This is a genomic window from Pirellulales bacterium, assembly GCA_036499395.1.
GTDB lineage: Bacteria > Planctomycetota > Planctomycetia > Pirellulales > JACPPG01 > JACPPG01.
In genome coordinates this window covers 93,516-114,341 of record DASYDW010000056.1, presented here as the reverse complement: position 1 = coordinate 114,341, position 20,826 = coordinate 93,516, and the positions used below count along the sequence as shown (strand labels likewise).

General features: G+C 61.0%; 15 protein-coding genes. 8 read left to right on the top strand and 7 right to left on the bottom strand.

The genetic code is table 11. The features are described from left to right. Positions 1-35: 35 nt before the first annotated feature. On the bottom strand, positions 36-944 hold the full coding sequence (locus VGN12_08480; GenBank protein HEY4309473.1) for a hypothetical protein: 909 nt from the start codon (positions 942-944) through the stop codon (positions 36-38). A gap of 269 nt (positions 945-1,213) precedes the next feature. On the opposite strand from VGN12_08480, the gene VGN12_08475 reads away from it, so the two are divergent. Next, positions 1,214-2,860 carry an IS4 family transposase gene (locus tag VGN12_08475; GenBank protein ID HEY4309472.1) on the top strand — a complete coding sequence of 549 codons (1,647 nt, stop codon included), beginning with the start codon at positions 1,214-1,216 and terminating at the stop codon, positions 2,858-2,860. 65 nt (positions 2,861-2,925) lie between these two features. Here the strand turns inward: VGN12_08475 and VGN12_08470 are convergent, their stop codons facing one another. Then, complete coding sequence (locus tag VGN12_08470) at positions 2,926-3,306, bottom strand: hypothetical protein (GenBank protein ID HEY4309471.1); 381 nt, start codon at positions 3,304-3,306, stop codon at positions 2,926-2,928. 434 nt (positions 3,307-3,740) lie between these two features. Here VGN12_08470 and VGN12_08465 point away from each other — a divergent pair, with 434 nt between their 5' ends. Continuing rightward, complete coding sequence (locus VGN12_08465) at positions 3,741-4,187, top strand: hypothetical protein (protein ID HEY4309470.1); 447 nt, start codon at positions 3,741-3,743, stop codon at positions 4,185-4,187. 19 nt (positions 4,188-4,206) lie between these two features. On the opposite strand, the gene VGN12_08460 is transcribed toward VGN12_08465, so the two are convergent. Beyond that, on the bottom strand, positions 4,207-5,004 hold the full coding sequence (locus tag VGN12_08460) for a 2-phosphosulfolactate phosphatase (protein HEY4309469.1): 798 nt from the start codon (positions 5,002-5,004) through the stop codon (positions 4,207-4,209). 309 nt (positions 5,005-5,313) lie between these two features. Here VGN12_08460 and pgi point away from each other — a divergent pair, with 309 nt between their 5' ends. The 3 genes from pgi (at position 5,314) to mnmA (ending at position 10,402) form a co-directional block, all read left to right on the top strand. Next, positions 5,314-7,674 (top strand): glucose-6-phosphate isomerase, encoded by a 2,361-nt coding sequence (gene pgi, locus VGN12_08455; GenBank protein ID HEY4309468.1) that lies wholly within the window; start codon positions 5,314-5,316, stop codon positions 7,672-7,674. Positions 7,675-7,777: 103 nt separating this feature from the next. After that, the gene (locus VGN12_08450) at positions 7,778-9,241 is read left to right on the top strand and encodes an RtcB family protein (protein ID HEY4309467.1); all 1,464 of its coding nucleotides are present in this window, start codon (positions 7,778-7,780) and stop codon (positions 9,239-9,241) included. A 42-nt stretch (positions 9,242-9,283) separates the two neighbouring features. Then, the gene (gene mnmA, locus VGN12_08445; protein HEY4309466.1) at positions 9,284-10,402 is read left to right on the top strand and encodes a tRNA 2-thiouridine(34) synthase MnmA; all 1,119 of its coding nucleotides are present in this window, start codon (positions 9,284-9,286) and stop codon (positions 10,400-10,402) included. Positions 10,403-10,418: 16 nt separating this feature from the next. Here the strand turns inward: mnmA and VGN12_08440 are convergent, their stop codons facing one another. Both VGN12_08440 and VGN12_08435 read right to left on the bottom strand, forming a co-directional pair. Next, positions 10,419-12,806, bottom strand: coding sequence for an MMPL family transporter (locus VGN12_08440; protein ID HEY4309465.1), 2,388 nt, complete (start codon positions 12,804-12,806; stop codon positions 10,419-10,421). A gap of 194 nt (positions 12,807-13,000) precedes the next feature. Beyond that, positions 13,001-14,407, bottom strand: coding sequence for an excinuclease ABC subunit UvrC (locus VGN12_08435; GenBank protein ID HEY4309464.1), 1,407 nt, complete (start codon positions 14,405-14,407; stop codon positions 13,001-13,003). A 346-nt stretch (positions 14,408-14,753) separates the two neighbouring features. Between VGN12_08435 and VGN12_08430 the strand changes: the two genes are divergently transcribed. Continuing rightward, the gene (locus VGN12_08430; GenBank protein ID HEY4309463.1) at positions 14,754-15,209 is read left to right on the top strand and encodes a hypothetical protein; all 456 of its coding nucleotides are present in this window, start codon (positions 14,754-14,756) and stop codon (positions 15,207-15,209) included. Positions 15,210-15,434: 225 nt separating this feature from the next. After that, positions 15,435-16,787, top strand: a complete 1,353-nt coding sequence (locus tag VGN12_08425; GenBank protein ID HEY4309462.1) for a DUF1501 domain-containing protein — start codon at positions 15,435-15,437, stop codon at positions 16,785-16,787. A 41-nt stretch (positions 16,788-16,828) separates the two neighbouring features. Here the strand turns inward: VGN12_08425 and VGN12_08420 are convergent, their stop codons facing one another. Continuing rightward, on the bottom strand, positions 16,829-17,668 hold the full coding sequence (locus VGN12_08420; GenBank protein ID HEY4309461.1) for a hypothetical protein: 840 nt from the start codon (positions 17,666-17,668) through the stop codon (positions 16,829-16,831). A 485-nt stretch (positions 17,669-18,153) separates the two neighbouring features. Between VGN12_08420 and VGN12_08415 the strand changes: the two genes are divergently transcribed. Beyond that, positions 18,154-18,675, top strand: coding sequence for a hypothetical protein (locus VGN12_08415; GenBank protein ID HEY4309460.1), 522 nt, complete (start codon positions 18,154-18,156; stop codon positions 18,673-18,675). 82 nt (positions 18,676-18,757) lie between these two features. On the opposite strand, the gene argS is transcribed toward VGN12_08415, so the two are convergent. Further along, positions 18,758-20,752, bottom strand: a complete 1,995-nt coding sequence (argS, locus tag VGN12_08410) for an arginine--tRNA ligase (protein HEY4309459.1) — start codon at positions 20,750-20,752, stop codon at positions 18,758-18,760. Positions 20,753-20,826: the final 74 nt, after the last annotated feature.

Genomic DNA, 20,826 nt, shown 5'->3' with positions numbered 1-20,826 from the left:
GTCTCAGGCCGCTTTGGCATGGGATTTGGGCACGGTTAGTCCATGCGGCAGTGTTGACCATAGCGATAGAACTCTTTGTGGGCGTGATCGTAGGTGCCGCATTCATCAGTGACGTGGAGCGCCCCGGTGCTGTCGAAATAAATGGCTGTCGCAAAGAATACCAGCGTCAAGTCGCCGTTTTCGATTCCCCGAAGCGTTTCTTCCTTCATCTCCGGAATGTCGGCAGCACTGCCGGATTGATGAGCGCCGGGCGGAAGTGGAACGAGATGGAGATCGACGTCGTCGAACTTTGCATCCCCGAATGTGCGACCTCCGCCAAAGATCGCGAGGTCAATTGCCGTTCCCTTAGGGGGAGTATCGATGACCTTAACCTCAAGGCCATCGAAAAGCAGCCACGCGGGCGTTTTACCCACGTTGTTCATGACACTCGTGCATTCCGGTCGCTTTCCGAGGGTAAGCGTGCCGATTTTCGTATTGTGGATCATGACCCATGGTCTTTGGTCCAACTGCACAGCGTCAAGTTGCCCCTCCGTGGCTTCCAACTGGCGCTCCGTCAGCGAAATCGAGTCCCGCATCTGGCAGCCCTGCCAAATTGCAATTCCAAATCCCATTCCAGCGAACAGCGTCAGCAGCCCGTTGAACCACATCTGCCGCCGCTCAAGTTGCTCCATTACCTCGTCATGGGAGCGATGTTCGTGGCTTCTTGGGCTTGCGCTCATTTTGGAATGAAATGGGCCAGCGACAGTCCGCGGCACGCCAGCAGACAGCATCGAATACGAGGTGTCGCTTTGATCGTCCTGTCGCTTTGCGCTTCGGCGCTCTGCGCCTTCTTGATCGCTACTTCGTGAGCTAACGGCCGCCATCAGCATCGTGTAAGACGCCTGCAAGCCGCATCTTAAAAGTCCTGCGAACCGCCAAGATAATTTCGATGTCCAATTACGCATGCGATATATCTCTGCCGTCTAATCAATCCGTTCTTTTCGGAGAGCGGCCCGCGTCTTGGCGGCGCAGGGGCCTTATACGCCCCGTTAGGGACCGGCTTCGGCCGGCTAGGTTCGATTCCTACGTTCTCCGCTCATGCTTTGGCGCTACGCCTAGCAGCTCTGAGCAAGCATTCCCTTGCCCATTCCGACGTGGTGACTCCGGCATTGCGCGCGGCCGATTCGACGGCTGCCCAGCCTTCGTCATCCATGCGGAAATAACGCTTGGGAGTTTGCCCAGTGGCCGGGCGACCGATCTTGGGTTTAGGTGTTTTCATGACCACAGTATATGGGCACCCAAAAAGAATTCAATACTTCACTTTGTGTGTGGACACAAAGGATCGATTTCTATAGAATGTACGCAGCAGTTGGGAGCCATGAGCCCAACAAAAAACCCCGGGTCAGCCTTGCAGGGCCGACACGGGGCGAACAACAATCCGGCGGTTGAGCGCCAGAATGCTGCGGTACTTCATTCTTGCACGCTTATCCGCCCTAGTCAAAAGGGATTTGGGATGGCGCGTAGGGATTTCCAAGCAGTTCGTGATCGATTTGCAAATGACAACGGCTTGCCGTTCGGCAGATTGCTTAGCCGCGAGTACGTGTTGAGCGTGTTGGAGGGTGAAGGACACGCCTATCGTAATCGCGTTTTCTGCCCCTTGGTGACGCTGTGGGGTTGGCTCAGCCAGTGCTTGTCGCAAGACAAGTCGCTGAACGAAGCAGTGTCCCGAATTCTCGCTCACCGCGTTGCGACCGGGCTGCCGGCCTGCGCGGCAACGTCGTCAAGCTATAGCGAAGCACGCTCGCGATTCCCAGCGACTGTTATGCAGCGCATGGGCAAAGAGATCGGCCGCAAGGTTCACGACAACGCCGACGGTTCTTGGAACTGGCGCGGCCGACAAGTGTTTCTAGCGGACGGTACTGGCTTCACGATGCCGGACACGCCCGAGAATCAATTGGCATGGCCGCAGAGCAATCGTTCGCCGCAGGGGTTAGGGTTCCCGATCATGCGTGCCGTTGCCCTGATCTCGCTCGCCACCGGCGCAGTGATCGACATGGCGTTCGCGCAGTACAAGGGGAAAGGCACTGGCGAGATAAACTTGCTCCGCAGCATGTTGAGCGGTCTCAATCGCGGCAACGTGCTGGTCGCCGATCGATACTATCCCTCTTTCGCTACGGTCGCGATGCTTCAGGATGTCGGCGTTGATCTTGTTTCAATAAGCCATCACACACGGCAGGTTGATTTCGCGGCCGGCCATGTTCTCGGCCCGAAGGATCATATCGTTGACTGGCATCGGCCCCAGGGTCGCAGCTACATAGACCCGACGGTCCACGCTGCGTTACCGCCGACGGTAAAGGTTCGCGAATTCGCTCTCGCAATAGAGGACCGGGACGGCGGCAAAGAAGAAGTGATCGTCGTGACGACGATTGCTGATCCGACGATTCCCCAAAAAGAACTAGCCGACCTGTACTGGGCGCGCTGGAACTGCGAACTGGATATCCGATCGATCAAGCACAGCCTGCATATGGACGTGCTGCGATGCAAGACGCCCGATATGGTTCGTAAGGAAATCTGGTGCCACCTACTGGCCTACAACCTCATCCGGGGAACGATGGTTGAATCCGCCAAGCGGAACGACGTGCTGCCGCGACAATTGAGCATCAAGGGAACCATGCAGGCGGTCGAGTCGTTCACGCCCGCGATGATGGCAATAGACGGCAGCGAGACGCTGTACAACGCCCTGCTGGCTACCGTGTCAGCCCACCGCGTTGGCAATCGACCCGGACGGCAAGAGCCGCGTTTCAAGAAGCGCCGGCCCTGCTGGACCGACTACATGACTATTCCCCGCAGTAAATCCAAACGGAGATTGGCGGCCAAATGACAATCCTTAACCGAGTGCCATTCTGTCTTAAGTTTGTGGTGCTGGGGGATATGAACTGCATCCATTCAATATTCTCGGATCAAGTTCGTAGTGCGCCCCGATTGCCGGTAGACCTGCGCCTCGGGGATCAGTTCTCGCACGCGCTTTGCATCTTCGGGAGTGTGTCCAACTCCGAGCACCACGAAATCTATGGGGGTGTCTCCCAGCACTCGGCGCCAGAACGGAATCCGGGCCCATTCGGCCTTCGGAGGTACTGCCGGCCTAAAGATTCTTCCAGGGCTATCGGCGTACCACCGACCTTCGTAAACGCTCTCGAGTATGTTCTTGCGGGCGCGGATGAAGTTCAATTCCCACGCGAGCCAGACCGCGAACGCCGTAACCACCACGAACATTGTTCGCAAAGAAAATCGCAACCAGCGTCGGCGGGTGGGAGGGCCGGTGGGCATGAGGCCATTCTACCCCCGGCTCCGCTGCGATAAAGATAAGCGGTGGGCCGTGGTGGGGTGCCCTGCTCGTCGCGGGTCTCCTCTTTTGCGAAGAAAATGACACACAGGTTTCCTGGTCAACGCCAGGAGACCTGCGAACTCTGGGGCCGGGGCTGGCGACCTGTGCCTCGTCTTCTGTAACTGGCCTCTGTGAGGCCGGGACCTCACTCTTCCCCACTCCGCCGGGTAGCTAGAATAAGGCGATCGAACACGGCGCCGGCATGAACCAGGGATCGCTACAGTCCCGCCTGCGACTCTATCAGTCCGGCAAGCCTTTCCGCGAACGCAAGCTGAAGTCGCTCTTCCCATCGCTTGGCAAGCCGAAGTAATCTCGCTAGTTCGCAGCGCAAGCATCGTGAGGAAGCTCCGTCATCTTTGCAGGGAGGCAAACGGTCATGGCAACCCGCGCACGAAGATCTCGCCGGCTCGTTTTTAGTTTGGGAACTATGTTCCTGGTTGCCTCGTGCATAGCGATTGTCGTCGCCAAGCTGGCTAGCACACGCACGTTGGTCGAGCAGCGCGTTCATTTGCTCAAGGAATTCGGCGGCGGCTCCTGCCTATTTGCCGCCGGGCTCATGCCCGCCGACGCCGTGCCACGCATTTCCTGGATCCGGCGCGCCTTCGGCGACGTCGCCATTCCGTCGCTGATGTACGATCCCCGTCTCGATCTGGACGGCCAGGAACTGCTTCGCGCCCGGCAGCTCTTCCCCGAAGCCAAGATTCGCGTCTGGGCGGGACTAGTAGTCAACCAGTTGCCCGCCGGAGTGATGCTGGCAACGAGCGAAGCCGTGGGGGACCCCTCCCAGGAAATCCAAACACGAATCGGTAACGACCCGCCCTGACGAGTACGACGCTTCGGGTTCAGGCTTGCCGAATCTCCCACGCTTTCAAATCCAGCTCGGCCACGAATGGGAACCGATCGAGCGCTGCGCAATCGGGAATATCGCGGCTCAAGCCGATGCGGTGTAGATTACGTCCCCCTTTGCTTTCGGCCAAAGTCTTGGCCAGCCACTCGGTCGACAAACCCCCGGCAAACAATTCCGCCGGCGGCAGTGCCGCTTGCCAGGCGTCTCGCGCAATCCGAGCCTGATCGTTCAGCGTCACCCGCGACCAGGCACCTGCCGCAAGCGGATCGTCCGGCTTCATCAGTTCGTGCGTAATCGCCCCGGCGGCCAGCACATCCTCGCGCGTGATTTCGCCTTCGGTTCCCGCGCACAGCAGATGTACATTTTCGGAGTCGCGCAGCTGCGTTACGATCGCGTGCAAGCTGACAAAGCTTCCCAGCAGCACCCGCGCCCCCTGCCGACAGTGCAGCATCGCTCGCGTGCCGTTGGTGGTCGTAAAGACGAGCGTTTTTCCCATAACGCGCTCGGACGTGAACTCGCGGGGCGAATTCCCCAGATCAAATCCGTCGATCGGCAGCCCACCCCGTTCGCCAGCCAACAGCGGGCGCACTCCGCCGACGGCGTCCGCAGTTTTCTCGGCCGTCCGTTTTGCTTCGTCGATTTCGCCGCAGGGAATCACGCGCGGCACGCCCGCGGCCAGGGCATACGTGATCGTCGTCGTCGCGCGCAAGATATCAATCACGACCACCGTCGCGCCGGCGAGCGCCTCGGGCGTGGTCAACTGCGGCAGAAAATGAACCTGAATCGTCGGCATCGGGGTGCTCCTTCACGTTGGTGCTCTATCTTAGCGCCCGCGGCCGGTAGCGAAAACTGGCTCTGGCCGATCTAGCAAAACGAATAAGGTATGATGTCCGAGCGGCGCGGCGCCCTCGGAAGTTGTTTCAAAACCACGTGTCGAGCGATACTCGGGTGCCACTGCTAGCTCGTCTAGCAGTGTCGTCCCACCGAGCCGCACTGCTGGGCAAGCCAGCAGTGGCACCCCATGCTGGTTTTGAAATAGCTTCCCAAAGAATCAGAACAAAAGACCGTCTGCCGCTCGTTCGCGCACTTGGAGCCCATCGCGATGCAAATTCTGACGATCGACGTCGGCGGAACGCACGTCAAAATTCTGGCCAGCGGACAGACCGAGCCTCGCAAGTTTCCCTCCGGCCCCACGCTGTCGGCCGCGGACATGGTGCCGCGCGTGCAAGAGTTGGCCGCCGACTGGCAGTACGACCACGTCGCGATCGGCTATCCCGGCCCCGTACTGCGCGGCAAACCGATCGGCGAGCCGCACAACCTGGCCCCGGGCTGGGTCGGTTTCGATTTCGCCACGGCCTTCAATCGCCCGGTAAAGCTCATTAACGACGCCGCCATGCAGGCGCTGGGAAGCTTCGAGGGGGGGCGCATGCTCTTTCTTGGGCTCGGCACGGGGCTCGGCTCGGCGATGGTCATCGATGGGCTGCTCGAACCGATGGAGCTGGCCCACCTGCGCTATCGCAAGCGAACGTACGAAGACTATGTCGGTCTGCGTGGGTTGGAACGCTTCGGCAAGAAACGCTGGCGCATGCTTGTGAACGACGTCGTGAAAACGCTCTCCGCGGCGCTCGAACCCGATTACGTCGTGCTCGGCGGCGGCAACGTCAAGAAGCTGAAAACACTGCCGCCCAACTGCCGCCCCGGCGACAACGCCAACGCCTTCCGCGGAGGGTTTCGCCTGTGGGACCAAACCGCTACGCTGTCGGCGGACGCATCCTCCGGCCCGATCCCCCCCGCGATCACGACGGATCAATCGAAGATGAACGACGCACCGAAGAAGAATTCCAAGACGCCACCCGCCTGGCAAGCACTCACGGCACACTACGAAAAGGTCAAAGGCCAGCACCTGCGGCAGCTCTTCGCCGACGATCCGGCGCGGGCCGATAAATTCTCGGTCGATGCCGTCGGTCTGCACCTCGACTATTCGAAAAATCGCGTCACCACCGAGACCATGACACTGCTGCGGCAACTGGCCGACGCCGCCGGCCTCGCCGAGCGTCGCGATGCCATGTTCCGCGGTGAGCGCATCAACATCACCGAGAACCGCGCCGTGCTGCACGTCGCGCTGCGAGCGCCCAAGGGTGAAAAAATCGTCTTCGACGGCCAGGATGTCGTCCCTGAAGTGCATGCCGTGCTCGACAAGATGAGCGCCTTTGCCGATCGCCTGCGCAGCGGAGCCTGGCTGGGGCACACCGGCCGGCGGATTCGCAACATCATCAATATCGGCATCGGCGGATCAGACCTGGGCCCGGTGATGGCCTACGAGGCACTGCGTCATTACAGCGACCGCAGCCTGACGTTCCGCTTTGTGTCGAACGTCGATGGCACCGACTTTGCCGAAGCCGTGCAAGGGCTAGACGCTGCGGAGACGTTGTTCATCGTCTCGTCGAAGACCTTCACCACGCTCGAGACAATGACCAACGCCCATACGGCTCGCGATTGGTCGTTGAAGACGTTGCGGGATGAGTCGGCCGTGGCCAAACACTTCGTGGCCGTCTCGACCAACGAGAAAGAAGTCAAAAAGTTCGGCATCGATACGGCCAACATGTTTGGCTTCTGGGATTGGGTCGGCGGCCGGTACTCGATGGATTCGGCCATCGGACTGTCGACGATGCTGGCCGTGGGCCCGGACAATTTCCGCGCCATGCTGGCCGGCTTTCACGCCATGGACGAGCATTTCCGCACCGCGCCGTGGGAGCGGAATCTGCCCGTGATCATGGGGCTGCTGTCGATCTGGTACAACGATTTCTTCGGCGCCGAAACGGTCGCCGTGCTGCCGTACGATCAATATCTGAAGCGCTTTCCGGCCTACTTGCAGCAGCTCACGATGGAGAGCAATGGAAAGCATGTCACACTCTCGGGCGCGCCGGTCGAACATGCCACCGGGCCGATCTACTGGGGCGAGCCGGGCACCAACGGCCAGCACTCGTTCTATCAATTGATTCACCAAGGCACGCGAATCATCCCGTGCGACTTCCTGGGCTTCTTGCACACGCTCAACCCGCTCGGCGATCATCACGATCTGCTCACCGCCAACTTGCTGGCACAGACCGAAGCCCTGGCATTCGGCAAAACGCCGGAGCAAGTCAAAGCCGAAGGAACGCCCGACTGGCTCGTGCCGCACCGCGTCTTCGAAGGGAACCGTCCGACCAATACGATCATGGCCGATCGGCTCACGCCCGAGGTGCTGGGCAAGCTGGTCGCACTGTACGAGCACAGCGTCTTTACGCAGGGCGTTATCTGGGATATCGACTCGTTCGATCAGTGGGGCGTAGAGCTGGGTAAGGTCCTGGCCGGGCGGATTATTCCTGAATTGAAATCGGCCGACGAACCCAAGCTCGCGCACGACAGCTCGACCACGGCCCTGATCCGCCGCTACCGCGCCGCCCGCCACGGCGCGTCGTAGTGTAAAAACCCCTCTGCCTCCGGGAGAGGGCAGGGTGAGGGCGAATCGCCTGGCGACGCCGCGCCACAAAAAACCGACCCGGCAAGAACGCGGAGACTGAGCAATGCCCAACTCGGCTTACCGCGGACCGCTCGAGCGCGTTAACGACTGCTGCTGGCGGATTCCCAAGAGCTATCGGGCAGGCATGCGCGTCGATGGCGTGGTTTATGCCGACGAAGCGATGATCAAGACGATTCGCTCGGACGCGGCGCTTGAGCAGGTCGCGAACGTCGCGTTCCTGCCCGGCATTCAGTTGGCCAGCCTGGCGATGCCCGACATTCACTGGGGCTACGGCTTCTGCATTGGCGGCGTGTGCGCGACTGATCCCGACGAAGGGGGCGTGATCTCGCCGGGGGGCGTTGGCTACGACATTAACTGCGGCGTGCGTTTGATGCGCACCGGTCTGGCCTGGGATGACGTGAAGCCGAAACTGCCGGCGCTCGTCGAAGAATTGTTTCGCCAAATTCCGGCCGGAGTCGGCGGCGAGGGACGCTATCACTATTCGCCGCAAGAGCTCCGCCAATTGATGGCCGAAGGGCCAAGCTGGCTGATCCCGCGCGGACTGGCGACGCCCAGCGATATCGACCATACCGAGGCGCGTGGCTGTCTCGACGATGCCCGGCCTGACCTGGTCAGTGCGCGAGCGCTGGAACGAGGCCGTGCGCAGTGCGGCACGTTGGGCGCGGGAAATCACTTCCTCGAAGTGCAAGTCGTCGACGAGGTCTTCGACGAGCAGGCCGCGGCCGCGATGGGGCTCGCGCAACACCAGGTCTGCGTGATGATTCATTCCGGCTCGCGCGGCTTGGGCTACCAGGTGTGCGACGATGCATTGCGCGATCTGCGCGGCGCGCCGGAGAAGTACGGCATCGCGCTGCCCGATCGGCAACTCGTTTGCGCGCCGATCGACAGCCCCGAGGGCGAACGCTATCTGGGAGCGATGCGGGCGGCCGCGAATTACGCCTGGTGCAACCGGCAGCTCTTGATGCATCAAGCACGCGAGGTGTTCCAGACGGTCTTCGGCCGTTCGTGGGAATCGCTATGGATGAGCCTGGTCTATGACGTGGCGCACAATATCGCCAAGTTTGAAGAGCACCTGGTAAATGGTCGCGCGAAGCGGGTGTGGGTGCATCGCAAAGGGGCAACCCGCGCCTTCCCGCCGGGGCATCCCGAGGTGCCCGACATGTATCGCGCCATCGGTCAGCCGGTGATCATTCCGGGGGACATGGGGCGGGCAAGCTGGGTCCTGGCGGGGCAGGATGGTAGTATGCAGCAGACGTTCGGTTCGGCCTGTCACGGCGCCGGACGAGTGATGAGCCGTACGGCCGCGATCAAACACGCCGAGGGGCGGCGCATCGATGCCGAGCTGGCAGCCCGCGGCGTGATTGCCCGAGCCCGCAGTTGGAAGGGGCTGGCCGAGGAGCAGCCGGACGCCTACAAGAACGTCGACCACGTGGTCGACGTCGTCCATCGGGCGCAACTGGCGAAGAAAGTGGTTCGCATGCGGCCGATCGGCGTGATCAAGGGATAAGTTTGGGTCGGCGAGCAGTTTGTTCGCAGCAAGTGGTACGAAATGTCGCGTGTCGTGTTAGCAATGTCGGGTGGGGTCGATTCCAGCGTGGCCGCGCATCTACTGCGCGAAGATGGCCACGAAGTGATCGGCGTCTTCATGCGGCATGGCGAGACGACCGAAACGGCCTGCGCGACGACCGCCGAAGGCTCTGCTGGCGACTCGCTGCCAATTCTTTCCAATCGCTTGGGTCACAAGCAAGGATGCTGCACGGCCAGTGACGCGGCCGACGCGCGGCGCGTCGCGGATCGCTTGGACATCCCGTTCTATGCGCTCGACTTTCGCGACGACTTCGGCCGGATCATGGATTACTTCGTCGACGAGTACACGGCCGGCCGCACCCCCAACCCCTGCGTGATGTGCAACAACTGGTTGAAGTTCGGCACACTGGCCGACTATGCCGACAGCGTCGGAGCCGACTTCATCGCCACCGGACATTACGCGCGACTCGTGCGTACGAACGAAGGTGACACACCTGCTCTACTGCGCGGGGTCGACCCGACCAAGGATCAGTCGTATGTGCTGTTCGGCGTAAAGCGCGAGATTCTCCGCCGGGTAATGCTGCCGATCGGCGATTTTCCGAAGAGCGAAATCCGGGCTCGGGCGCGCGAGCTGGGTTTGCGCGTGGCCGACAAGCAGGATAGCCAGGAAATCTGCTTCGTGACCGACGACTATGCCGATTTCGTGCGTCGGCGGCGCGGCGACGTCGATCTCTCGGGCGAGATCGTCACCACCGACGGCCAGGTCGTCGGCCGGCACGAGGGGCTCGAGAATTTCACCATCGGTCAGCGCAAGGGGCTGGGCATCGCCTTCGGCACGCCGCGTTACGTGGTGCGATTAGAGCGCGACGCGCGACGCGTCGTGATCGGTACGCACGAGGAACTGGCTTGCCATCGGCTGACAGCGCGCGATGTGAATTGGCTGGTCGATCTGCCGGCCGCGCCGTTTCGCTGCCACGTGAAGATTCGCTACCTCAGCCAGCCCGTCGCCGCCACGGTCGAACCGACAGGCCCTGACCGCTTCATAGCGACGCTCGACGAGCCGAAGCATGGCGTAGCACCGGGTCAGGCGGCCGTCTGCTACGAAGGCGATCGTGTACTGGGCGGCGGTTGGATCGAATAGCGATCCGTCACCAGCGCTACTTACTGACCGTGGCCATCGTCTCTTCTTCGGCCGGCGCGTCGACCGGTAGTGGCTTGATGCCGTGCGTAAAGAATCGTCCCAGCGGTCCGGCCAGAACCGCCGGCATCAGCACCAGGTCAGCGAACAGCCCCCAGGTCAGCAGCAGCAACATCAGCAGGCCGAACATTTTGGTCGGCACAAACGAACTGAGACCGAACACGGCCAGCCCAAAGCCGACGATGATCGAGCTTTGCGCCATCGCCACCGCGGCATTGCGATAAGCGTAAATCGCGGCCGTGCGGCGGTCGTAACCTTTGGCGATGCCGTAACGAAACCAGGTAATATAGTGCGCGGCATCGTCGACCGAGACTCCCATCGCGACGCTGGCGGTCATCATCGTGCCGATATCGACAATGGCGCCGCTGTAGCCGAGGATGCCGAAGACCAGGGCCATCGGCCACACGTTGGGGAACATCACGAGCAGCCCGGCCGGCACGCTGCGATAGACAATCGCCATCACCGCGGCCATGATCACGAAGGCCATGAAGAAACTTTCGACCAATCCTTCGAGCAATGCCCGCTCCGCCTTGTAAACGACGGGCGTGACGCCGGTCACGACGGCCGACACCCCTTCGACATGCTTCTCCTTCTCGGCGTCGAGGATCGGTTGAATCTCGCGGCGGATCACGCTGACGAACTGGCCGTAATCGATGTCTTCGCTGCCGATGAGGCGCAGGCTGACGCGCCATAGATCCTCGTCCTTACCATCGGCCGTATCGCGGCTGAGATAATCGCCCAGCTCATAGTCGCGACGATGTTCGGAAAGCTGTTTGTTAAAGACGTCCCGACGAACATAGTCGGGATTGCGCATCAGCATCCGGCCGAAGGCCCCGCCCGATCGTTTGGCCGATGGCGGTGCTGGCTGGTCGGCCGGCAGTGGCGGAGTAAACGTGGCCGCGGACATCGTGCTCGAAACCTCGGGCAGCGATTGCAAATGCTGCTGTATGCGATCGACCAGTTCCAGCCGATCGAGGAACTTCATCTTGTTCGTGTGGTTGTCGAAAACCACCACGACCTCGGTGGGCACCAGGCCGCCGAGGTTCTGCTCGAGCCAGGCGTATTCCTTGACGACGTCCGCCTCGGGCGAGAACAGGTTGCCGATGCTGACCGAGGTCTTGATCCACCAAGTGCCGATGCCGAACCCGACCAGCGTGACGGCGAAGGCCACGCAAATCCAGCCGTTGTTTCGCACCACGCCCCAAGCCAGTCGCAGGCCGATGCGATTCAACAGTGACGGATGACGCGTGTTTTCCAACGGGTCAGCCGGTGGCGGCGGAGGCAGCCTTGGCGGCCACAATTGCAATACCGAGGGAACGCACAAAAACAGCAACGTCAATGTCGCCATCACGCCCAGCGAGGCATAAAAGCCGAAAGAGCGGATCGGCACCAGTTCGCTCGTACAGAGCGACACCAGCCCGATAGCCGTTGTCGCCGCCGACAGCGTGCAGGGAACCCAGGCGCGATGCAGGGCTCGACCGGGCGCCCCAGCGAGTCCCCCTTCGTGTACGGCATTGCGATAGTAGTTGATGATGTGGATCGCGCCGGACAGCGAGGCTGTGTAAACCACAGGCGGCATCGAATACAAAATCGCGTCCATCGTGCTGCCGGTGAAGTAGACGGCCGCCAGCGCGATGAACGCGCTATAGATCGCGCCGGCGATGATTAGCGCCGTGAGATACAACTGCCGCATACACCAATACGACAGTCCCAATCCGACCAGCGCCGAAAAAATCGCCAATTGCCGCAGCGTCTTCTGCCCTTCCATATCGATCGCCACGTTGTCGACCGGCGGCCCCCCCATGTAGATCTGTTTATGGGGCAGGTCCGTGGCCAGCTCTGCGGCGCGATACAACTCGTCCAGTGTGTAGTGCAGGTCATCCTGGGCGTGCTTGGTCAGCGAGACGACGGCGCTAGTTTGTTTTTTGTCTTTGCCCACCAGAAGACCCGCCAGACGCTTGATGGCCTCGTCGCGCGGCAGGTTCGTCGGCGGCTCGGTCAGCCGATGCACCAACTCCGGCCCGGTCAGTACGCTGGAAAAGAGCGACGTGTCGATCGGACTGTGATCTTCGCTCGAGCGGGGCGCGACCAGGCGCGCAAATTTTTCGACGCGCGGGTCGTCGAGCGTGGCTCCTTCCCAACTGACAAGGACCTGCGTCTCGTTCTCGAAGTGCGACTGGAACCAGCGGTAGTCCTTGGTCTCTGCGAAGGTCGCAGGCAACCAGTCCTGGACGTCGTTGCGATTGGTCTGGGCCGCCTTGTTCGCGCCGTACACCAGCACCGGAAACACGATCAGTACGGAAGCCAGGATGATCCGGCTGTAGCGTTCGTAGAAGGTCGGTTTCACAGGGTACTCAAGGCGGTCGACAAATGATGGAAATCAACTGATTGCACTCGGCGCGCACGATCTCATCGAAAAGGTACGAGCGCCTGCCGGCCCTTCCCGCTGCAATCCTCGGACCAGCGACGGAGAATTTCGTCCGCCAGCTTAGCAAAATCACCCCGGGCCGAATAACCCGATTCGGCTGCCGCGGACGCTGCCTACTCGCCGAGGGTGCTTTTGCGCCGCAGAATGTGGTGATAATGCTGGGCAAAACGATGGGCTTCGTCCCGCACATATTGCAGCAGGCGCAGAGCGTACGAATGCCGGCTGAGCCGTAACGGGTCGGGCTGGTCGTTGAGGTAAATCTCTTCCTCGCGTTTGGCCAGCGAGATGACCGTCGGCGGCGTGATTGAAAGCTCGCTAAAGGCGGCCATCGCCGCGTTCAACTGGCCGCGTCCGCCGTCGACCAGCAGCAGATCGGGGAAGACGTCTCCTTCGTCCGACAATCGTTTGAAGCGCCGCGCCACGACTTCGTGGATGCTGGCAAAGTCGTCGATGCCGCCCACGCCGCGAATCTTGAATCGCTTGTAGCCAGGCTTGAAGGGGAGACCGTCGATGAACTGCACCAGGCTGGCCACGGTCTCACCCCCGCCCAGGTGCGCGATATCGACCCCCTCGATCGTGCGTGGCGCGACGTCGAGCTTAAGCACTTTCTTCAGTCCCGTTAGCCCCTTCTTGGGATCGATGTAAAACACCTCAGGCTGGACGTGGGTATCGAGCTCGCCGCGGCGGTCGAGCGTTTCGAGGGCGTAAATCTCGTCGCGCAGTCGGGCGGCCTTCTCAAACTTCAGCTCCGTGGCGGCGGCCGTCATCTCGGCCCGCATTTCTTTCAACAGCGAAGCTTTCTTCCCTTCGAGGAACATGCGCAGGCGAGCAATGTCGCGGCGATATTCCTCTTTCGAAATCCGCATGTTGCATGGCGCCGTGCATTGCTGAATGCTGTGCAACAGGCAGGGGCGAAACCAGCGCCATTTTTCGTCCCCCTCTTCGATGTCCAAGCTGCAGGTGCGGAATTTGAAAATCTTCTGCAATACCTGGATCGCACCGCGTAGGCTGCCGGCACTGGCGAACGGTCCGTACAGCTTTGTGCCGCGATCCTGTGGCTCGCGCGTGAATTCAACACGCGGAAAATCTTCGCGCACGAAGATTTCCAAGTAAGGAAAGCTTTTGTCGTCTTTCAGATCCCGGTTGTACTTGGGCTGCACATCCTTGATCAGCCGCGACTCGATCAATAGCGCGTCGACTTCGCTATCAGCCTCCAGAAAATCGATGTCCGCGATCTCGCGGACTAGGTCGGCCGTGCGATGCTCTTCGGCGGCCGCCTTCAGGAAATAGCTACCAGCCCTCGAGCGCAGATTCACCGCCTTGCCGACATAGATCACGATCCCGGCGGCGTCCTTCATCAGGTAGACGCCGGGCGTTTGTGGGAACTCGCGGACCTTCTTCGCGGCGTACGAAAAGCCGACAGGCCCGCTCGTGCCGGGCAGACTTTCCGCGCCAGACGGCGCATCGGCTTCCGCGGCCTGATCATCGTCGGGCGGGATAGGTCCTGAGGGTTCCACCATAAGCACACGGGGGCCGGTGTTTGAGAAAAAGCCGATCGTGACGACGCCGGGCCACGCGCGGCTATCAATTATACCCCGAACGATCATGGCCGCCCCGAGCTGCCCTGCGGGATACCCCTTTGCCATCGACCGAGTGTACCTGCCGCCCGTATTCACCATGCCGGCCAAGTTTACGATCGACCCCTGAAAAGATTCGGTATAATTTCTGCAGTGGGCAGGACGCTTGCCGTGACGCCGCGCCAAGTGGCGTCGCCGGTTCGTTGCAGTTGCGAGTCAAATCGTTTCCGCAGTTCGCAGTCCATCTCCACTGGCGCCAGCCAGTCGCAGCCCCCGACGGAGAGTCGCTATGAATCAGCGCGACATTGCACGGCAGACCCTGCTCGAGCAGAACCTGCTCACGAACATTACCCACGCCCTACGAACGACGATCACCTGGGAGCCGCGCGGCAACGATCTGACAGGCAAGTTGCGCAGCCTGCGCTTTATCGCGGCGTCGCTCGAGCGCCATCTCGACCACATCATGGACCTCGAAGAGTACGACGGCTACATGTCGTCCGCCTTGGAGTGCAGCCCGAACTTGGCCGAAAAGATCACGGCGCTCAAGCAGGAGCACGAGCACTTTCGCGAGAAGACCCATCGCCTGGTAGCAAAGCTGGAACGACTCGCCAACGACGACCGCACCAGCCTGGACAAGGTGTGCGTCGAGCTGGGCGATCTGCTCAGCCGGATCGACGAGCACAGCCGCCACGAGGCCGACCTGCTGCAAGAAGCCTTCTTGCGCGACGAGGGGGGCGAGGGGTAAGGCGGTCGATCGGCGGCCAGACCGGCGCCGGCAATACTCTGGAGAGTGGCGGTATCCCGCGCCGATGGAAATTCCAGGCCCGAGCTGCATGGACTTTGGTTCCGCGGTTCGGCTAGAATCAACCGCTGAACGGGGTGGTCGTTTCCCACCAGTTTTTCCATCCGGCCCCGTTCGCGTCCCGCCCGAAATCGACCGGCCGTCTTGCTCAATCGCAGGAGCGTTACGATGCTCACTCTTTTTGGTCGCGCGACTCGTTATTGCGATGGCGTCGATCGACGCAGCTTTCTGCGAGCCGGGGCCTTGGCCCTGGGGGGGCTTTCGCTGGCCGATCTGCTGCGGCTGCAAGCCGGCGCTGAGGCAACGGCCACTTCGCAGGACGCGCATCCCACGTCGAGCGCTGCACGGTCGGGCAAAGCGGTGATCTTCGTCGAACTCGGCGGCGGCCCGTCACACTTCGAGACGTACGACCCTAAGCCGAACGCGCCGATCGAATTTCGCGGTCCGCTCGAAGCGGTCGAGACCAACCTGCCGGGCGTGTTCCTCAGCCAACACATGCGGCAGCAAGCGCGCCTGTTGGACAAGGTGGCGATCGTTCGCTCGGTGCGTCACGCGTCGAACGCGCACGATCCTTCCAGCCATTTGACGCAGACCGGCTATCTGAAGCGCGGTCAAAAGGCCGGCCTGAACGAGATGCCCAGCTTCGGTTCGGTCGCGGCACGTTTGCACGGCGCGAATGCACCGGGGCTGCCCGCCTACGTCGCATTGCCGCGGATCATGCGTAACGGCGGCGCGGCCTACCTGGGCACGGCCTACAATCCTTTCGAAACGATCACCGATCCCGGCAAGAAGAACTTCGCCGTCCGCAACCTGGCCCTCTCGACAGGGCTGAGCGTGGATCGGCTGGAAGATCGGCGCACGCTGCTCACGGCGCTCGATTCGCAGCGCCGCATCATGGATCTGGAACGCTCGTCCGAAGCGATCGACGATTTCACTCGCCAGGCGCTGGAAATGGTCACCGGGCCGCGGGCGCAAGCGGCTTTCGACCTAAATCGCGAAAAGGATAAAACGCGCGAAAAGTATGGCATGACCGACATCGGCCAATCGCTGTTGTTGGCGCGTCGCCTGGTCGAATCCGGTGTGACCTGCGTGACCGTGCGTTTCCCGGGCTGGGATAATCATCAGCAGATCGCCAAAGCCATGCGCGACCGCGGGCCGATGTACGACACGGCCATGGGCGCCCTGGTACGCGATCTCTTCTCGCGCAGCCTGGATCGCGACGTGCTGCTGGTCGCAATGGGAGAATTTGGCCGCACGCCGCGCGTGAATCGTAATGCCGGCCGCGACCACTGGGGATCGGCCATGAGCGTCCTGCTGGCCGGCGGCGGGTTGAAGACCGGCATCGTCGGCGCGACCAATAGCAAGGGCGAAACGCCGGTCGAATCTCCGTACGGCCCGGAAAATATTCTGGCTACGATCTACCGGCACCTGGACATCGATCCCTCGCAGACGTTTGCCGACCTTTCCGGCCGGCCACGCTACGTCTTGGAAGATCGCCGACCAATCACCGAGCTGATCTAGGCGCTGGCTCTTCTGCGTTCGCTGCCTGGGAACTGCGTCGATCAATGCGCGCTTGGATGCCGAAATCTGCCGCGCATCCCGGCAACAGCAAACCCCGCTAGTGCCACGGTCGCGAGGGCCAAACTCGTTGGCTCGGGCGTCAACGCGTAGTTCATGGCGTTAAGAAACAGTTGCGGATCTTGTGAGAAGAATCCGCCGGCTGCGTCATCCATCATGAACGCCGCGTTGGTAACGATCAGCACTCGACCGCTTGTTGGACCGAGTGCGTGAGCCGGAATCTCGGCCAGAACCGGCTTATTCAACGCATTCATCGTTGCCAAGGTCGTGGCGTACGGACCAAGGTTTGTAATGATTCCGGCACCGTACAACGGGATCGTCGTCACATCGCCGAAGGGGCCGTTGATGACTGGGTTCGATTGCGTCGTTGGAGTCGCGTAGAGGACTCCGCTCAGACCGTCGTCGACGATCGTCATACCGAACGGCTTAACGAATGATTCGGCAGCCGCTGTGTAAGGTATATAACCATCGGCAATCAGAAAGGCATTGCCACCGGCAAGCACAAAGTTCAAAAGCGCCGATTGTTCGCTTGTCGAGAGGGGCGTGATACCTGTGCTCTCGGTGCTGGGCGAGCCGATGACCAGGGTATTGATACCGGAGAGGAACTGCGTGGTCAGGGTCGAAGTGGATTCGATCGTGGCATTGGGAAAGTTTGTATCAAACGCGGCCTGGGCCTCGTGCGTGTAGTCTCCCATCAGGAAGTTCGCTGTCGTCGAGCGAAGCGAGTTAAACGTTCCCACGATTTGGGTCGCCCGCGCTACTACCTGGGAACCCAAAAGAACAAAACTCAAAACGGTTGGCACCAATGCTTGTCGGACACGCATAGAAATATCCTTACTCAAGGTCTTTACTCTTCGGGGAAGGCCAGTTGCTCATCGCTGTTCGGCGTAAGCTGCTGCTCGGCGGTCCGACCTCTGCCGGTCGCGGTCTGGCGGCTAGCCGAGGGCATGCACGGGTGAACCGCGTGTATGCCCCTAACGGTCTGAGACGAACCGATGACGGATTACGACCCGGCTGTTCGCGCCCATGGCGGGCAAAAGCCGCCCGAGCTTGTCTGCTGTTCCGTACCGCGTACCCTAATAAGGCGCCGGGCTTCTTGCTCTATAAACCTCGTGAAGGACTTGCGGTAAATCGACTTTAGCAAGACACAGAAATCGCGCCAATAATCAGGTCGGAATTCGGCCAATATGCCCGCCCTGAACATGCGGACTCTTACTATTCCGCATTTGTGTATAACAATTGTGCCTCGTTTGGTCGTTTAATGACCAGCTACGCTCCTCCCCCTACTGCCTGCCGAAAGAGAGTTGCCATGTTGTTGCGGAGACTCGGGCGTTTCGTTGTCGTGACTATGGTCCTCAGTGCGACCTGCATTGCCCGGGCTGAGGAACCCAAGAAGTTCAAAGGCAACCATCCCGAGACGATCGTGCCGGCCGCGGACGGTGCGCTGACATTGCCGGCCAGCAAGTGCGAAGTCTACGGAAAGACGCTCGAATACATGGCCGAGGATCGGGCGCTCGGTTGGTGGAACAGCGCGAACGATCACGCCGTGTGGAAATTGACCCACGTGAAGCCAGGCAAGTACGAACTGTGGTTCGAATGGTCGTGCGCGGACGCCTCGGCCGACAATACCTTTGTCGTTGCCGTCGGAAAGCATGAGCTAAAAGGGAAGGTGCCGACGACCGGCTCGTGGCAGACGCACAAGAAAGCGGAATTCGGCACGATCGAGCTGCCCAGCGGCGAGGCGACTCTCGAATTACGCTCAGAGGGGAAGATCAAGGAAGCGCTGGGAGACTTCCGCGAAGTGCGCCTGGTGCCCGTGAAGAAAAAGTAGCCTTCGCCTTTGCCGCCAATCTTCGTCCATCTGCGAAATCTGTGCGGATAACTTCTTCCGCAAAGATTGATTACCCAATCGTTCACATCTGCTCGACAACGTCGATGCCCAACAGTGCCAATCCCTGCTTGAGCGTTCGCGCCGTCAGGTCGCACAGCAATAGCCGGCTGGTTTTCAGCTCCTCGCTTTCGGCCTTCAACACCGGGCATTGGTCGAAGAACGTCGAGTAACGATTTGCCAGCGCAAACAGGTACGAGGTCAACTGGTTCGGGCGATAATCGGCCAGCACCGCGTCGAGCGCCTCGGCAAAACGGAGGATCTCGACGGCCAGAGCCCGTTCGGCAGCGCCTGTCAGCAATATCGGCGCCGGCTCGCGACGCAGCTTCTCGACGTCGACACCGCCACGGCGAAAGATGCTGCGCACCCGCGCGTACGCGTATTGCATGTAGGTGGCCGTGTTGCCGGTCATGGCCAGCATTTTGTCGTAGCTAAAGACGTAGTCGCTGGTGCGATTCTGCGACAAATCGGCGTACTTGAGCGCCGCGATGCCGACAGAGTTCGCGATCGCCGCTCGCTGCTCGTCCGAAAGTTCTCGGCCGTCCGGCTTGGCGTCGTCGTTCTCGGCCACGATCTTGTAGGCACGCTCAACCGCCTCGTCGAGCAACCCCTCCAGGCCGACGGTGTCGCCCGAGCGGGTTTTGAACGGACGTCCGTCATCCCCCAGCACGGTGCCGAAGCTGACATGCGCGAACTCGACCTGGTCGTATCCCCATTTCTTGGCGGTCGCGAAAAGCTGTTCGAAGTGCAGGCTTTGCCGATGGTCGACGACGTACAGCAGCGCGTCGGGATTCCACCGCTCGCGCCGATAAGAGATCGTCGCCAAGTCGGTCGTCGCATACAAAAACGCACCGTCCTTCTTCCGCACGATCATCGGCGCCGGCTGATCGTCCAGAAAGACGCAGGTCGCCCCGTCGCTTTCCCGGGCGATCCTTCGTGCGAGCAAATCCTCAACGACTGGTTGCAGCCGATCGTGATAAAAGCTTTCACCCAATGTCTCGTCGAACGTCACTCCCAGCCGATCGTAGATATGCTGAATGGCCGCCATGCAGGCCGGCATGAATTCACGCCACAAAGCCAAATTTTCGGCATCATTCGAATGCAGTTTCGCCGTCTCGGCCAATACGGCTGTTCCAATCTGCGGATGCGCGTTGGCGAGCTGGGAAAGCTTGGCGTCCCCTTCGATCGCGGCCAGCTTATGCCGCAACTCGATCAGGCCATTTTTCGTTTCGGCCAGGTCAGACTCGGCCTTACGCACGGCCTGGGCCTGCTTCTTGTCGGCCTTGGCATCGCCGCTCGCGGGGACTGCTTTCGCGGCAGCGACTTTCTGTTCGGCCGCCACGATCTGCTTCTCCAGCTCGGCCACGCGCGGCCGGCTTTCGTGGTAGTCGACCAGTTGATTCACTAGCCGATACAGTCGGGCCAGTTCGTCGACGCGTGAATGTTCGTACGCCGCGCGATCGCAGAAATTCTTAAAGCCGTAGATAATCATCCCGAACTGGGTGCCCCAATCGCCGATATGGTTATCGCCAATGGCACGATGCCCGAGGAATTTCAGCGTGCGATAGATACTGTCGCCAATGACGGTCGACCGGATGTGTCCGACGTGCATCGGCTTGGCAACGTTGGGGGCCGAGTAGTCGACAATCACGGTCCGCGCGTGCTCGACCGGGCGGATGCCTAACCGGGGATCGGCGACGGCCTCGCGTAGCCGGGCGACCAGCCAGTCGTCGCGTAGCGTCAGGTTGATAAAGCCGGGGCCCGCAATCTCGGGCGGTTGGCACAGTTCGGTCACGTCGAGCTTTTCGATGATCGCGCCCGCGACGTCGCGCGGGGGCTTGCCGAGCTGCTTGCCCAGCGGCATCGCCATGTTGGCTTGATAATCGCCGAATTTCGCGTCCTGGCTCGGACGCACCATCTCCACCAGTTCGCCCACCGCGGCGCCGCCGCTCGGCGGGTCGCTCAAGATGCCGGTCAGTGCCGTGGCAAAACGCTCTCGCAGCTTACGTAGAATATTCATCAGGACGTCGAATCGCCGGGGCGGATAACGGGAAAGAATCGCGAACGACCGGTAGGCCACCGGGTCTGCCGCGC